The organism is Streptomyces sp. NPDC107559, from assembly GCF_055657365.1.
Genome location: NZ_JBVKBD010000013.1, coordinates 234,806 through 249,803 on the forward strand (window position 1 = coordinate 234,806; position 14,998 = coordinate 249,803).

The 14,998-nt window shown below is 70.8% G+C and carries 11 protein-coding genes; 6 read left to right on the top strand and 5 right to left on the bottom strand.

Going from position 1 to position 14,998, the window contains the following annotated elements; translation table 11 throughout:
- Nucleotides 1-15 precede the first annotated feature (15 nt).
- Nucleotides 16-882: a winged helix-turn-helix transcriptional regulator gene (locus ACZ7OY_RS32010; protein ID WP_471914667.1), complete on the top strand. Its 867-nt coding sequence runs from the start codon at nt 16-18 to the stop codon at nt 880-882.
- Nucleotides 883-1,179: 297 nt separating this feature from the next.
- Nucleotides 1,180-2,424 carry an RNA-guided endonuclease InsQ/TnpB family protein gene (locus tag ACZ7OY_RS32015; RefSeq protein WP_471914684.1) on the top strand — a complete coding sequence of 415 codons (1,245 nt, stop codon included), beginning with the start codon at nt 1,180-1,182 and terminating at the stop codon, nt 2,422-2,424.
- A 239-nt stretch (nt 2,425-2,663) separates the two neighbouring features.
- On the opposite strand, the gene ACZ7OY_RS32020 is transcribed toward ACZ7OY_RS32015, so the two are convergent.
- Nucleotides 2,664-2,900 carry a twin-arginine translocase TatA/TatE family subunit gene (locus tag ACZ7OY_RS32020; RefSeq protein WP_471914685.1) on the bottom strand — a complete coding sequence of 79 codons (237 nt, stop codon included), beginning with the start codon at nt 2,898-2,900 and terminating at the stop codon, nt 2,664-2,666.
- A gap of 371 nt (nt 2,901-3,271) precedes the next feature.
- Here ACZ7OY_RS32020 and ACZ7OY_RS32025 point away from each other — a divergent pair, with 371 nt between their 5' ends.
- Nucleotides 3,272-7,024 carry a family 78 glycoside hydrolase catalytic domain gene (locus tag ACZ7OY_RS32025; RefSeq protein WP_471914668.1) on the top strand — a complete coding sequence of 1,251 codons (3,753 nt, stop codon included), beginning with the start codon at nt 3,272-3,274 and terminating at the stop codon, nt 7,022-7,024.
- A gap of 107 nt (nt 7,025-7,131) precedes the next feature.
- Here ACZ7OY_RS32025 and ACZ7OY_RS32030 read toward each other — a convergent pair whose 3' ends face one another.
- Complete coding sequence (locus ACZ7OY_RS32030; protein WP_471914669.1) at nt 7,132-8,349, bottom strand: glycoside hydrolase family 3 N-terminal domain-containing protein; 1,218 nt, start codon at nt 8,347-8,349, stop codon at nt 7,132-7,134.
- A gap of 634 nt (nt 8,350-8,983) precedes the next feature.
- Between ACZ7OY_RS32030 and ACZ7OY_RS32035 the strand changes: the two genes are divergently transcribed.
- Nucleotides 8,984-10,882: an FHA domain-containing protein gene (locus ACZ7OY_RS32035; RefSeq protein WP_471914670.1), complete on the top strand. Its 1,899-nt coding sequence runs from the start codon at nt 8,984-8,986 to the stop codon at nt 10,880-10,882.
- Between the two features lie 174 nt (nt 10,883-11,056).
- Here the strand turns inward: ACZ7OY_RS32035 and ACZ7OY_RS32040 are convergent, their stop codons facing one another.
- The 3 genes from ACZ7OY_RS32040 to ACZ7OY_RS32050 all read right to left on the bottom strand — a co-directional run bounded on the left by ACZ7OY_RS32040 (nt 11,057) and on the right by ACZ7OY_RS32050 (nt 13,110).
- Nucleotides 11,057-11,728 carry a maltokinase N-terminal cap-like domain-containing protein gene (locus tag ACZ7OY_RS32040; protein WP_471914671.1) on the bottom strand — a complete coding sequence of 224 codons (672 nt, stop codon included), beginning with the start codon at nt 11,726-11,728 and terminating at the stop codon, nt 11,057-11,059.
- A 105-nt stretch (nt 11,729-11,833) separates the two neighbouring features.
- A complete protein-coding gene (locus ACZ7OY_RS32045; RefSeq protein ID WP_471914672.1) occupies nt 11,834-12,250 on the bottom strand; it encodes an MmcQ/YjbR family DNA-binding protein in 417 nt (138 codons plus the stop codon).
- 50 nt (nt 12,251-12,300) lie between these two features.
- Nucleotides 12,301-13,110: a DUF6461 domain-containing protein gene (locus ACZ7OY_RS32050; protein ID WP_471914673.1), complete on the bottom strand. Its 810-nt coding sequence runs from the start codon at nt 13,108-13,110 to the stop codon at nt 12,301-12,303.
- A 196-nt stretch (nt 13,111-13,306) separates the two neighbouring features.
- On the opposite strand from ACZ7OY_RS32050, the gene ACZ7OY_RS32055 reads away from it, so the two are divergent.
- Nucleotides 13,307-13,921: a DUF1326 domain-containing protein gene (locus tag ACZ7OY_RS32055; protein WP_471914674.1), complete on the top strand. Its 615-nt coding sequence runs from the start codon at nt 13,307-13,309 to the stop codon at nt 13,919-13,921.
- The gene (locus ACZ7OY_RS32060; protein WP_471914675.1) at nt 13,918-14,679 is read left to right on the top strand and encodes a DUF2182 domain-containing protein; all 762 of its coding nucleotides are present in this window, start codon (nt 13,918-13,920) and stop codon (nt 14,677-14,679) included. The genes ACZ7OY_RS32055 and ACZ7OY_RS32060 overlap by 4 nt, the downstream gene beginning before the upstream one ends.
- Nucleotides 14,680-14,998: the final 319 nt, after the last annotated feature.

Consider the following 14,998-nt stretch of genomic DNA (forward strand, 5'->3'; position numbering starts at 1 on the left):
ACTTACTATGGGTGCATGAGGATGCACAACGCGGACGAGAACTGCGGCATCGCGCAGGCCGCCCTGGTCCTGGGGGACTGGTGGAACGTACTCGTGCTGCGCGAAGTCGCCGGCGGGCACGTCCGTTTCGACGCGCTGGCCGCCGAGATCGGCCTGTCGCGCAAGGTTCTGACGGAGCGTCTGGGGCGTCTCGTCGCCCACGGCGTCCTGCGTCGCAGCCTGTACCAACGGCGCCCGGTGCGCTACGAGTACCTGCTCACCGACGCCGGCGCGGCCCTGCTGCCGCTGCTCGTGGCGATGCAGGACTGGGGCGACCGGTGGGTGCTGGGCGACGGGAGTCTCACCGCGACCGTGCAGGAGGGCGGCGCCGAACACGCCCGGGTCCACGCCCTGGTCGGCACCGGGCTGCCCGACGGCCTGGTGCTGCCCGGCACGCACGGTGCCGACCTGCCGCTGGTGTCCCCGCAGGCCGCGGCGACCGTGCTGTTCACCTGTCCGGGCACACGGGTGGAGTGGGACGAGGAGATTCCCGGAGCCGTCGGCTGCGGGCCGGAGTACCGGCTCTTCCGTGACGCCTGGCCCGACTTCCGCAAGGCGGGGGTGGACGTGCGCGGGATCAGTTCCCAACCCGTCCACGAACAGCTGGAGTTCGCCCGGACGGAGGACATCCCGTACGCCCTTCACTCGGATGCGGCCCATCAACTGGCGGCTGCGCTGCGACTGCCCACCTTCCGAGGCGCCGGCCGCCTGTGCCACAAGCGTCTGATCCTGGTCGTCGACGCCGAACGCGTCGTACGGCATGTGCTGTTCCCGGTCGACGACATCCCGCACGCGATCGCCGAGAGCCTGCGCCGTGCCACCGGCCTCACCCGTGCGACCTGAACGGAGTCCTGCTCCCGGCCGCGGCTCCCGGTGTCCAGGATCTCGACGCCGGTTCCGGACAGCGCTGTCGGGACGGTCCGGCGTTACAAAAGCTAGGGCGCTGAGGCTGACCGAGCGCAGCCGGTGGTGACGGTGGACCCGGGGCGCTGTGGCCGGAGGCTTCCCCGGAGGACGGGGTGTGTCGGTCACTCTCACGGGTGAGGATGGCCGAAGACGTGCGCGAGAGGGGAACGAGGTGGCTAGGTTCACGGCATGTCACGTTTCAGGCTGTACCCGACGAACGCGCAGGTGGCCATCATGCTCGGCCACTGTGCGCACGCCCGGTATGTGTGGAACCTGGCCGTCGAGCAGCACACTCACTGGCGGCCCGGCCGCGGGGCTGCGCCTGGTTTCGTAGAGCAGAGCCGTCAGTTGACCGAGGCCCGGCGCGAGAACGAATGGCTCGGCGCCGGTAACGCGGATGTGCAGCAGCAGGCCTTGAAGGACTTCGCCGCAGCCAAGAACGCCCGCTTCGTGTCCGGTTTCGGTGAGCCGACCTGGCGCAGGAAGCACACGCACGAGGGTTTCAGGGTGATCGGCACCGACCGGGTGCCAGAGTTTGGGCCGGACGGCTCACCGAGACCGAACGCGAAGACCGGCAGACAGGTCATGGGCCGCTCGGTCGTGCTGCAGAAACTGAACCGTCGGTGGGCGCGCGTGAAGGTGCCGGGCTGCGGCTGGGTCCGCTTCCGTCTCACCCGGACCGAACTGCCGAAGGCCAAGACCTTCCGCGTCACATACCGCAACGGCCGATGGCACGTTGCGTTCGCCGTCGTCCCCGAACCGCTCGACGCACCCCGCACCGGCGAGATCATCGGCATCGACCGGGGTGTGAAGATCACCGCCGCCCTCTCGGACGGGCGCAGACTGAACTGCCCCCAGCTCACCGTCAAAGAACGGGCACAGATCCGCAAGCACCAACGGCGCGCGACACGAGCGCCGAAGGGTAGCGAGCGGAAGTCCGTCGAGTACGCCAAGGCGGCCAGGATCAAGGCGCGTGAGGTCGACCGGCGCAAGGACTGGTGCGAGAAGACCTCGACGATGCTCGCCCGGACCTATGACGTGATCCGGTTTGAGAAACTGCACATCAAGAACATGACCGTCTCCGCGAAGGGAACGACCGAACAGCCCGGGAAGAACGTCCGCGCCAAGGCCGGGCTGAACAGGGCGGTCCTCGCCCAGGGCTGGGGCTTGCTCCGCCAGCGCACCGAGCACAAGGCACCGGGCCGGGTCGAGGACGTACCCGCGCCTTACACCTCTCTGCGGTGCAGCGCCTGCGGCTGGATCGACAAGAACTCGCGCAAGAGCCAAGCCGAGTTCGTCTGTTCCTCCTGCGGTTTCGCCTGCAACGCCGACCACAACGCAGCAGTCAACGTCGCGGCAGGACAGGGCGGCATCCCCCGCCCCCGGCGCTCAGCCGGTGCCGGAGGGGCGACAACGGCCACCAGCCGTCCGAGCGCCCGTGAACCTCAACCCAGCCGGGTTGGAATCCCCATCTTTTAAGAAGGGGAGGATGTCAATCGGTCGCCTATGTCGCCCTGCTCGTGGCCGTGCTGGTCGTGATGGTGGGGATGAGGCCATGACCCTTGCCGGGGTCCGGCCGGGACTCGGGAAGGGGGGCGGCCCTTGCCCATGCATGCCCACGGACCGCGCCCATGCCACGGACCGCGCCCATGCCCACGGACCGCGCCCGTGCCTTCGACGCCCCGCGCCCGTGCCTTCGACGCCCCGCGCCCGTGCCGTCAGGAGAGGGGATTCCCGTCCCGATCGACGATCTTGCCGGAAACCGCGTTGCCGGAAGCCTCATGGCCGGATCCGGTTGCCCCGTCCGGAGCGTCCTGCTCCTTGAACGCCTTGGCCTCGCTCTTGAAGATCCGGGCGGCCTTGCCCGCCGATCGCGTCAGCTCGGGCAGCTTCTTGACCCCCAGGACCGCGACGACCACGACGAGTATCACTGCGAGCTCACTCAAGCCGAACATCAGGTCTGCCTTCCCCAGCACGATCTACAGTCCTGTAGAAGTCTCCCCTGTGGAGTGATCGACTGGCAAGCCGGTCTTCCGGTCGGGGGTGGCCGGAAAGCGCCCCAGGAGGGGGAGTCGGGGCGGCGGCATGCCGGAGCGGTATGCGTCACCGTGACCCGCCAGGTCTATTGACCCCCTCGGGCAACGCTCATATGGTGCGACCGCACCGATGAATTGAATCGTTTCAATCCCGCTGCCTCCACCGTGCGCACGCGTCTCCGGATCGACGACCACCGCGCCTGCGCCCGGGACCGGCCGATGCCGTTCGTGTCCGCCGCACAGCCGAGCCGCTCTGCTTCGCCCGACCACGTGTGTGAAGGAGTACTCCGTTGGTCAGTCACATCACCCCCCACGGTGCCGACTCGCCCACCCCCCGCCGCCAACTCCCGCTCAGCCGACGCCACTTCCTCGGCGCCGGATCGGCGCTGGCCGCGGGCGCCCTCGCCGCGGGTGCCGTCGGCGCCCTGCCCGCCCGGGCGCTGGCGGCCGGCGGCACCCCGCAGGTGCCGCCCGTCGGGCTCTCCCCGGCGCACTGGATCTGGTATCCGGAAGGCGATCCGCGCACCGATGCCCCCGCGGGACACCGGTACTTCCGTGCCGGTTTCACCGTCGCCGAAGGCGACGTGAGCGATGCGCAGCTCGTCGTCACGGGCGACGACACGATCGACGTATGGCTGAACGGGAAGCCGCTGGCGGCATCGCCCAGAGTCGTCGACTCCTGGCGCAGGGCCCTCTATGTGGACCTGCGTCCCGCTGTGCGGGCGGGAGCCAACACGCTTGCGCTCGCCTGCCGCAACCAGGGCGGACCCGCCGGCGTCATCGGGCGCGTACGCGTCCAGTCCTCCGGTGGTACGACCGACGTCGTCACCGACGGCACCTGGTTGGCCGGCAAGGACGTGCCCGAGGGCTGGGAGCGGCCCGGCTTCGGCGACGGAGGCTGGCCCGCCGTCCGCGACCTGGGTGCCTACGGTGTGGCCCCCTGGTACCGCGACGTCGGTGCCCCCGACCTCGCCGCCCCGTCGCCGTTGAGCGTGGCCGCCTGCACCGTGGAGCGCCGCACGTCCCCGCTGGGTGTCGACAGCGCACGGCCGCGGTTCGGCTGGCGGCTCGACTCGACGGAGCCGCAGCAACGGCAGGCCGCCTACCAGATTCAGGTCTCGGCCGCGGCCGGCGGTGCCGGCGACGTGTGGGACAGCGGCCGTGTCCCGTCCGAGCGGCAGATCGACGTCGCCTGTGCCGGCCCGGGTCTGGCGAGCCTGACGCGCTACTTCTGGCAGGTGCGCGTCTGGGACACCCAGGGCCGGTCGGGCGCGTGGAGCGCGCCGCAGTGGTTCGAGACCGGGCTGCTGGCCGCGGCCGACGAGTGGCGTGCCGCGTTCATCGGGCGGCCCGAGGGCCCGGATCTGTCCGGGGCCGACTGGATCTGGTACCCCGAGGGCGATCCCGCGGCAGGACGTCCCGTGGAGACCCGCAGCTTCCGGCGGACCTTCACCCTGTCCGGCGCGCCCGCCGCCGCGACCCTGGTCGTCACCGGGGACGACACCGCGGACGTGTGGATCAACGGAACCCTGGTGAGCGCCTCGCCGCGGGTGACCGACTCGTGGAAGAGCGCCGCCCTCGTCGATGTCACCGCCCACCTTCTGAGCGGCGGCAACACCATCGCGATCGAGAGCCGCAACACCAGCGAGTCGCCGGCCGCGCTCATCGCCAAGCTGACGGTGACCGGCGGCCCGACCGTCGTCACCGACGCGTCGTGGAAGTCCTACCGGAGCGCTCCGTCGGGCTGGCAGGCCTCCGGGTTCGACGACGGGGACTGGCCAGCCGCGCGCGTGGTCGCCTCGTACGGAGCCGGTCCCTGGGGGTCCGGTGTGCGCGTCGTCGGACCCGCGCCGCTCCTGCGCAAGCGCTTCACCGTGGGCAGACAGGTGGCCTCCGCCCGGTTGCTGACCACCGCGCTGGGGCTGCACGAGACCCGGCTCAACGGGGCGAAGGTCGGCCATGACGTGCTGGCCCCCGGGTGGACCGACTACAGCAAACGCCTTCAGTACAAGGTGTTCGACGTGACCTCGGCGATCCGGCAGGGGACCAATGTGCTCGGCGCCTGGCTGGGCAACGGCTGGTACTCCGGCAGTCTGGGCTTCGCCGGCAGCCGGCACTACGGCGACCGGCCGTGGTACGCGGCGCAGTTGCACATCGCCTTCACCGACGGCAGCACTCAACTCGTGACGACGGACGGCAGTTGGCGAGCGGGCACGGGCGCGATCACGGCCGACGACCTGTACCACGGCGAGACCTACGACGCGCGTCTGCACCTCGACGGCTGGGACGGTCTCGACTTCGACGACAGCGGCTGGGCCGGCGCGGTCGTCCGCGACGGGACCGCACCCCCGCTGGTCGCCCAGGTCGACAACGGTGTGACCGTCCAGCACGAGTTCCGTGCCGTGTCGATCACGCAGCCGCGGTCAGGGGTGTGGATCTTCGACCTGGGCCAGAACTTCACCGGCTGGTGCCGTCTCGCGGTCCGCGGCGACGCGGGCACCACGGTCACCGTCCGGCACGGCGAGGTCCTCGACGCCGACGGCACGCTCTACACCGCCAACCTGCGTGCCGCCCAGGCCACCGACCGGTTCACCCTCGCCGGAACCGGGAGTGCCGAGACGTACGAGCCCCGGTTCACCGTCCACGGTTTCCGGTACGTCGAACTCAGCGGCCTGCCGGCCGGGTTCAGCCCGGACGGCGGCACCGTCACCGGACGCGCGGTGTGGACCGACGCCGCGCAGCAGGGCACGTTCGACACCTCCGACGCGTTGATCGACCAGCTTCAGCACAACATCGTCTGGGGCGAGCGCAGCAACATGCTCTCCATCCCGACCGACTGCCCCCAGCGCGACGAGCGCCTGGGATGGACGGGCGACATCGCCGCCTTCTGCGCCACCTCCACCTTCAACCTGAACACCCACGCGTTCCTCGCCAAGTTCGCCGACGACCTGACGGACGCCCAGCAGGCCGACGGCGCCTTCACCGATGTCGCCCCGGCGGTGATCGGCGGTTCCGGCACGGCCGGCTGGGGCGACGCGGGCACGATCGTCCCGTACACGCTGTGGCAGCGCTTCGGTGATCTCGACGTCGTCGACCGGCACTTCCCGGCGATGGCGCGCTGGGTCGACTATCTGCGCGGCACCGCGGGCAGCGACCTGATACGCGACCGGCAGACCTTCGGCGACTGGCTCAACGTCAACGACAACACGGCGCAGGACCTCATCTGCACGGCCTACTTCTCCTGGTCGGCGCGCCTGGTCGGGCGGATGGCGGCGGCCACGGGCCGTACGGCCGAGGCCACTTCCTACGGGCGGCTCGCCGACCAGGTGGTGGCGGCCTTCACCACGCGCTTCGTCGCCGCCGACGGGAGTGTCCGCGGCAACACCCAGACCGGCTATGTGCTGGCCCTGGCCTTCGAGTTGCTGCCCGCGTCCCTGGTCCAGCCGGCCGCGGACAAACTGGCGGCGAAGGTCGCCGCGACGAACGGGCATCTCAGCGTCGGCTTCCTCGGCGTCGAGAACCTGCTGCCCGTACTGGCCGACCACGGGCACGTCGACACCGCGTACCGGATCCTGCTGCAACGCGGCTTCCCCGGTTGGGGCTACATGATCGATCACGGTGCCACCACCGTCTGGGAGCGCTGGGACGGCATCCGTACCGACGGTTCGTTCAACGACCCGGGCATGAACTCGTTCAACCACTACGGTCTCGGCTCGGTCGGCGACTTCCTCTACCGCCAGGTCGGCGGCCTCGGCCCCGGGAGTCCCGGTTACGCCTCCCTGCGCGTCGCACCGCGGCCCGGCGGCGGCCTGACCTCAGCGAACAGCACGTACGAGACGCCTTACGGCAGCGCGTCCAGCAGCTGGTCGATCTCCGCCGGACGACTGGAACTGCGGGTTACCGTGCCCGTCAACACCTGTGCGGCCGTGACCGTCCCCACCTCACGGCCGCAGTCGGTCGTCGCACCGCCCCAGGCGGTCCCGGTGGGCGGGACCGGCTACCACCTGCCGGCGGGGACCTACACCTTCACCGCGGCGAGCTGACACCGGCCGCCGGGGGCGGACCCGGGGCGGGAGCCGGTGCACGGTTCCCGCCCCCGGTTCCCGCCCCCGGCGGGTCCGGGCCGCGCGGTACGTGAGTGCTGTCGAGGTCAGCCGCAGTACAGCAGGCCCGCCTGCTGCTTGGCGGCCAGGACGCGGTGGACGCTCTGGTCCACCTGGGCACGGAAGGCCGAACTCTGTGTCATCCGGGTCTGTACGGCCTTGGCCATGGCCGGGACCAGGTTCGGTTCGACGGTCAGGACCAGATCCCCGCCCGCGGACAGGAAGTTCAGGGCGCGGTTGCCCGCCGCCACGGACTTCACGGCCACCGCGTTCCCGAGGTCGTCCGAGATCACCACACCCTTGAAGCCCAGGGTCTTGCGGAGCAGTCCGTTGATCACGGTGGGGGAGAAGACGGCCTGGTGCTTCGCGTCGATCTTGCTGTACGTGGCCAGCGAGACCATGACGAAGGGCGTACCCGCCTTGATGCCCGCACTGAACGGAGTGAGGCTCGCGCTCTTGGTCGTCGTCACCGAGTCCACCACGTTCGCCGTGGTGTCGGTGTTGCCCCGGACGTAGCCCAGTCCCGGGAAGTGCTTGAACGTGGTCAGCACCTTGGACTGGGTGAAGCCCGCGGCGAAGGCGACGCTGTGGGTGCTCACGGTCGCGGCGGTGTGGCCGTACTCGCGGCCGTACTTGCCGATGGGCGCGTTGCCGGTGCCCAGGCTGGCCGGGACGACGTCGGCGACGGGCGCGAGGTTCTGGTTCACCCCGGCCGACTTGAGCTGCTTCGCCCACCCGGCGGCCGCGCTGCGAAGCGCCGACGTGGACCAGCCTCCCTGCACCAGCGCGCTCGGTATGGTCGAGAATCCGGGACCGGACAGCACCTGCACCTTGCCGCCCTCCTGGTCGGTGGAGACCAGCAGGCCCACGCGATGCCCCGACACGGTGTCGGCCTTCGCCTGGAGGCCGTCGGTGAGGGACTTGACCGCCTTCGTGCCGGCGCTGCTCCGCCCCGCAAGGAACACCGACCCGACGTGGTACTGGCGCAGCACCTGGATCCGCTTCTGGTCCGGCTTGGACGCGTTGATGCCGCCCATGAAGAGCTGACCGATCCGCTGGGGCCCCGACATCGCGGTGAAGACCTTGTCGGCGCAGGTCGCACTCGCGCCGACGGCCGCCGGAGCGGGTCCCTCCGGCAGGGGCGCGGCATGTGAGACGCCGGCGCCGCCCAGGCCCGTGGCCGCCAGCGAGAGCGTCAGCAGGGGTACGGGCCAGCGCGCCCGCCCGGCCCGCGGACCGTGCGAAGGTGCCTGCTGCGAAGTCATACGGAGCCCCTTCCGGTACGCCGACGGCGGACCGGGCGCTCGGGCCCGGCCGCCGCGGGCGGTCACGCAGCCAGTACGTTCAAACGTACATCCATTCGACCCTGTCTGCCCCTGCTGTTGAAGCCCCTGCTGTCGGATCCCTGCTGATCCATGCCGGGGTCGACGGCCGCCGCGGTCGGGTCGACGACTGCTGCGGTCACAGTCGATCGGCGGTCGTGTGTACCCGGCCGTTCCTCCGGAGTGCGAGCGGTCGGAATCGAGCCGCATAACTGCCCGAAAAGATGCGGAATCCGCCATTGCTCGTCAATATCCGCTGCGACACGCTCCGCTGCGCGTCCGCGAGTGACGCATGGGAGGCAGGATGGCCAACTCGCCCCTGGTGAGGTCCACTCCGGGCCGTCGGAAGGCCTCTCCCGAACGGCTTCGGAATCGGGCATGATGAGTCATCTGTACCGGTCAGGCGACGATAGGCTGTCGCCAGAACCGAACCATTCACAATTCAATTACGTCGAGCGGAAGTTCCTCCGCCCTACCTGTCACACGCTGCCCGGTCCTGCCCGCGCAGCGGTGCGTTCCGGTGGCACCGCGGCAGCGGCAATGTGGTCAACCCTTGGAAGGAAGTGCTGTGGCGCCGGTGCTTGTTGGGCACGAAGGACTGCTGGCCGGAGAACGCATACCGGTGATCGGCACCCGGGTCACCTTCGGACGCAACTCCGAGAACACGGTCGTCATCTCCAGTTTGAGCGTCTCGCGCTTCCACGCGGAACTCATCCTCGACGACACCCAGGGCTATGTGCTGCGCGACTGCGGCAGCAGCAACGGAACCCTGGTCAACGGCGAGGAGATCGACTCCCGACTCCTCGAACCCGGTGACGCCATCACCATCGGCGACCAGGAGTTCCGCTTCGAGGTCGCGGACGCCATGGAGACCATCATGGCGCTCTCCCTGCCGAGGTCCTTGACCCACGGCGACGAGGAGACCGAACACGGACCCGTGCTGCGGGTCACCATCGCGGGCGGCGGGCCCGTCGGCCTGTCCCTGGCGCTGCTGCTGGAACGTCTCCTCGGTGCCCAGGTGAGCATCACCGTCTACGACGGCCGGTGGCGCAAGCAGGGCCGCAAGATCGTCTGGAAGGACGCGAGCCAGGGCAATGTGCGGCGCCAGCAGGTGGTGACCGTGCAGAGCCGCCAGTACCTGAGCCTGCCCGAGGAGACCCAGGCCCGGCTGTTCGACCCGGACCACTACACCGAGATGTGGCCGTCCGGCCCCGACTCGATCGGCGACCACCACCCGCGCAACATGCGCATCGCCTACATCGAGGACCGGCTGCTGGAGGTGGCGAACGAGAAGCAGGGCCGCATCCGGCTCGTGCCCACCCGGTTCAGCATCGACGAACAGCAGGACGCGCTGGCGACCCAGCACGTACTGGCGATCTGCGACGGCGGCCGGTCGCACACCCGCGAGCACTTCGCCGCCAAGTTCGGCAAGGCCGACGAGTCCATCTACTCGCTGGACGGCCGCCATCTCCAGGACGTGGTCCTCGGCCTGCGCGTGAAGTCGGGCCTGACCGACCCCATGGCGGTACTGCTGACCGTCGGACAGAACCGGTTCCTGCTGAACTCCCTGCGCGGCGAGGGCTTCCTCAACATGCGTCTGACGGACGCGGAGGTCGCGGAGGTCGTCGGCATCGACCCGGTGCGCCGTGTCTTCGAGGAGTGCATCGCCTCCCGCCCCTGCCTGATGGCGCGCGACGAACACGGCGACTTCCAGTGCTCCACGCACAGCACCCTGTTCCTCCCGGCGCTCATCAGGGGCTCGGCCCTGTGGAAGCGGGTGGGCGAGGGGCTGCGGCTGTTCGGCGTCGAACCGGAAGACCTGAGCGCGGTCACCTCGTTCCGCCTGGACATGGTGCAACGCCCCCGGTTCACCGCCGAGTTGCTGCCGCCCACCGCCAACACCCCGGGCACGTACGGGTTCCTGCTGGGCGACGCCGCCAACGCCATCCACTTCTGGCCGGGCCGGGGGCTCAACAGCGGCCTGGCCTCCGCGATCTCGCTGGCACGGTCCCTCAACGCGGCCTGGAACGGAAAGCCCTTCCGGGACGCGGACTTCCTGCGTCACGAGGCCGCGATGTCGATGCTCCAGTACCGCCACAAGAGCCGCGCCTGGAAGGCTATGGTGACCACCGACGACCAGGGCGCCACCTGGGCCATCAAGGACATCATCGCGCACGGCATCGACGGGATCGCCGAAGAACCGGACCGCGAGGCGGACACCGCGACGCTCCTGGAACGGCTGCGCGGGATCCGTACCCGACTGGCGAAGCGCATGCCCGGCCTGCCGGACGACGAGGCGATCCTGGAGCGCCTGGGGACCCTGGAGAGCAGCACGCTGCGCATGCTGGTGCTCAGCGGCGCCTGGGACACGCTCACCATGGGCGGCGAGGAGGTCGACATCGACATCTTCTACGGTCAGGACTCCGCCGCCGCGGCGGCGGCCGTCGAGGCCCTGGAACCGGCCACCCAACTCTGAAGCACGCCGGGCCCGTCCGTGCCCCGGCCCCGTCCTGCCGCAGGCTGCCCGGCCCGCGGCGGACGGTGACCCGGGGCGCGGCCGAGGGCCGCCCGCGCTGCCGCGCGCCTCGGTACGCGGCTTCAGGGACGACGGTCGGTGTGCGGTGTCAGGAACGACGCTCGGTGCGCCGCTTCAGGAGCGGCGGTCGGTGTGCAGCAGTGCGGCGAACAGACCGCGGGTCCGCGTGCCGTCCGGCAGCAGCCATGAGCCCGCCACATGGCCGGCCGCCCCGCCCGGCGGGAGCGGCGTAGCGCCCTGCGGGGCGGGGTGCAGCAGACGGTGCAGACGCAGCACCGAACCGTGCGGTGCCGTCAGTTCGGTACCGTCCGGGCCGTCCTCGGCAGTGGTGAAGTCCGCCGCCTTCAGCGGGACTTCGTCCGTGCAGGCGCGCAGGACCTCCCGGTCGGGGGTGTCGCTGGCGTTCTGGTCCTGCGCCTGGGACCGGCCCTCGATCAGGGCCAGCAACTGGGCGACCAGGACCGGGTCGTGAGCGCCGTCGTAGGCCCAGCGCCGCCCCAGTACCCCGTGCTCCATGGTGCCGACGAGGGCGTCTTCCGCCCCGTCGAGGGGGGCGCCCCGATAGGTGAGCGGCACCAGATAGGCGGCCGGGTCGGCGGCGGAGGCATCGGTGACCACCAGGAACTCGATCCCCACCTCGCCCTGCGGGTCGTCCAGCCGGAAACCGCCGGCCTTGGCCAGGTCCGGCTCACCCGCGCCGCCGCGGTACCACGGCCGTGCGGGCAGCCAGGAGGCGAGCAGTTCCAGCTTGGTCGGGGTGAGGACGGTGTGGTGGATGACAGCCATGCCGAGAGCATCTCTTCCGGTCTGCGGACGCGAACACCCCTACCCTTCCAGCCGCGTCGCGCCGACGGGGCGGTTTTCGCGCGGCAAGATCGGCAGAGGTCGCGCTCAGCCGTCGTCCGTGCCGTGCTCCTCCTGGGGAGCGTCGGCGGATTCGCTGCGCCGTCCCGCCGCCTTCACGTCCAGCCGGGCCAGCCGGTCCGCCGAGAGACGCTTGGGCACCACCATCGCCCAGGCGGAGACCACCAGTTCGGTCATCTCGTCGTCGTCCAGCGCGGGCAGCCGTACCTGCACCCAGTTGTACCGCTCGTCGGAGGCCGCGGGCATGAAGAACTTCTCCGGTTCCGAGGCGATCAGCGCGAGCCGTTCCTCCTTCGGAAACGCGAACCCCATGGACAACTCGTCCCGGGACAACGCCACGTAGACGATCCGGTTGACCCGGAACTTGACCTGGTCCCGTACCAGCGCCTCCTCCGTACGCGGCAGGGAGAGCGCCAGTGTCCGGACCTCCTGCGCTGTCGCCATCGTCTGCGTCGTCCTTCCGTCTGCGGGCCCGGGCCGGGACCGTCGCGATGTCAGGGGGCGGGGGGAGGAAACAGCGTACCGGGGATGACCGTCGGTGCCTCGGCCCGAGCGCGGGCGCGCTCCATGGAGGCCTCGACGTCCTCGCGGGCGAATTCCCGGTGGAAGCGCTCGCCCTGGGCGTCGGTGATGTCGACGACGACCGTGGTCCACTTCTCGGCGGGCTCCTCCGGCACGAGTCCGAGCCGGTACTCGGCGTCACGCAGCAGTTCCTCCGTCACCCGCACCCCGGTCAGCCGCTCGGCGAGAGCGAGGACGGCGGCCTTGGCATCGACGTGCGCACCGGTGCCGTCCTCGTCCTGTGTGAGCTCGAGACCGACCTCGCGCAGCAGGGGGTTGAGTTCGTCGGGACTGCTGCCCTCCCTGGCCCAGGGCGACTCGAAGCCGGTGCGGCACTCGCCGCCCGCGTACCAGTGGAAGAGGTCGATGGGCTTGCCCCCGTTGGTGGAGTGCACCACGGCGCGTCCGCCCGCGGACAGGGCCTCGAGAAAGCGTGGCCGCATCCCTGTGCCGCTGTCGAACTGCAGGACGAGGGTCCAGTCGCCGTCCGCGCCCGGCACGGTGAACGCGCCTGCGAGGAAGGACTCGCTCCAGTAGTCCATGGGGTCGAGCAACTCGTGCTGCCGCTCGATCAGCTCCTGCGCCCCCACACAGGTGCCCTGCGGTTCCGCATCCATGATCCGCAGCACCTCCTCGGGGGCGACACCCCGCACCGCGGTCAGGGTGTACCCGGTGTCCATCGCGTGGCGGAACACCGGGGAGGAACGTATCCAGGCGTAGTCGGCCGCAGTCACTGAAGTCATGCGTGACACTCTGCCAGCCACCACCGACAATGCTCGCGGCCTTCCGTCACCCGTACCGGCAGCAGTTGCCCGACCGGCGCGGATCTGCGCGCCCCGACCGCCGGGAATAGCGTGGTGAGCAGGGGCGCCGGGACGGCCTGCCCGGGCAGGCCCCAGGGGGACGCACAACGGGGACATGCGACAGGGAGGAAGAGCCATGTCCTGGAATCTGAACGGCACGTACCTGGAGAGCTGCAACTGCGACGTGGTGTGTCCCTGCACCACCTCGGGCTTCGCCGCCCCGGCCGACCACGAGCGGTGTCAGGTGACCTTCGCGTTCCATGTGGACGCCGGGAACGTGGACGGCGTGGACGTCTCCGGTCACAGCGTCGCCGTCTTCATCGACGCGCCGCAGGCGATGGCCGAGGGCGGCTGGCAGGTGGCCCTGTACGTCGACGCGTCGACCGACGAGGGCCAGGCGCAGGCGCTGGGCAGGATCTTCTCCGGCCAGGCCGGCGGACCGATGGCGGCGCTCACTCCGCTCGTCGGCGAGGTCCTCGGGGTGGAGCGCGTCCCCATCGACTACCGCGACGACGGCCGCCGCCACGCCGTCCGGGTCGGGGACGCCATCGACATCGAGATCGAGGACCAGATCGCCCCGCAGTTCGGCGAGGACGGTCCCGTGATGGGCCTGACCGGCGTCTTCCACCCGGCGAACAGCAATCTGACGGTCGCCCGGTCCATCCGTGCCACGGGCGACGGCGTCTACGGCCGGTCCTGGGACTTCGCCGGCGCCAACGGGCACTCGGCGCCGTTCGCATGGTCCGCGTGAGCAGTGGCCCGGTCACCGTCCGCCGCAGGGCGGGCCCCGCCGCGCTGCTGCTGGTCGCGGCTGCCGCCGCCTGGGTGTGGCTGGTGGCGCGCTGGGGCGGCATGCAGCCGATGTCCGGAACCATGGGTCTGGACCCGGCCGCCTTCCTGGTCGTGTGGACGCTGATGACGGCCGCGATGATGCTGCCCGCCACGGCAGCCGTCGCCGCGCTGTACGCACGCACCATCACCGCCCACCGGGCGCCGCGCATGGCCGTGTTCACCGTCGCCTACCTGCTCGTCTGGGCCGCGGCCGGGCTGCCGGCGTACGCGCTGGCCGCCGGCCTCGGCCGGACGGCCGACCTCCCGGCGGCGGCGCGGGCCGCGGTGGCCGCGGCCGTCTTCGCGGTCGGCGGCCTCTACCAGTTCACCCCCCTCAAGGACCGCTGCCTGGCGAAGTGCCGCTCGCCGCTGGGGCTGATCCTGCGCTACGCCTCGTACCCGCGGACCTCGCGCGATCTGCGGGCCGGAGCCCACCACGGCGCCTTCTGCCTGGGCTGCTGCTGGGCCCTGATGGTGCTGCTCGCGGCCTTCGGGGTGATGAATCTGTGGGCCATGGGGGCGCTGGCCGTCGTGATCACCGCCGAGAAGCTCGCCCCGGCCGGCCGCCTGGTGGCCCGGGTCGTGGGGGTCGTCTCGATCGCCCTGGCCGTCGCGGTCTTCTGGTTCCCGGCGCTGGCCCCGGGCCTCACCGGCGGCGGCGGCATGGCCGGGATGTGAACGGGCGGCCCGCCGGACGCCATCCGGACCGCACCAGTGCCGCGGCAGACAACGTTCGCCCCGTCGCGACGCCCGGCACGCACTCTCGCCGCACCGGCCGAAAGCCCAAGTACGTCCAGTACGAGGACTTCCGGCCGGCACGCCGAGAGCACGCACCGGACGCCGCTCCTTGACGGGCAAACGTTGCCTGCCGCGGCACTAGTAGGGCTTGGTCAGGTTCGTATGGTGTGGGTATGTTGCGGTGGCAGGTGGGGCAGGCGCCGGTCCAGGTGGCGAGGAGTGTCTGCAGTTCGCGGACGATCCGGTAGAGACTCAGGCC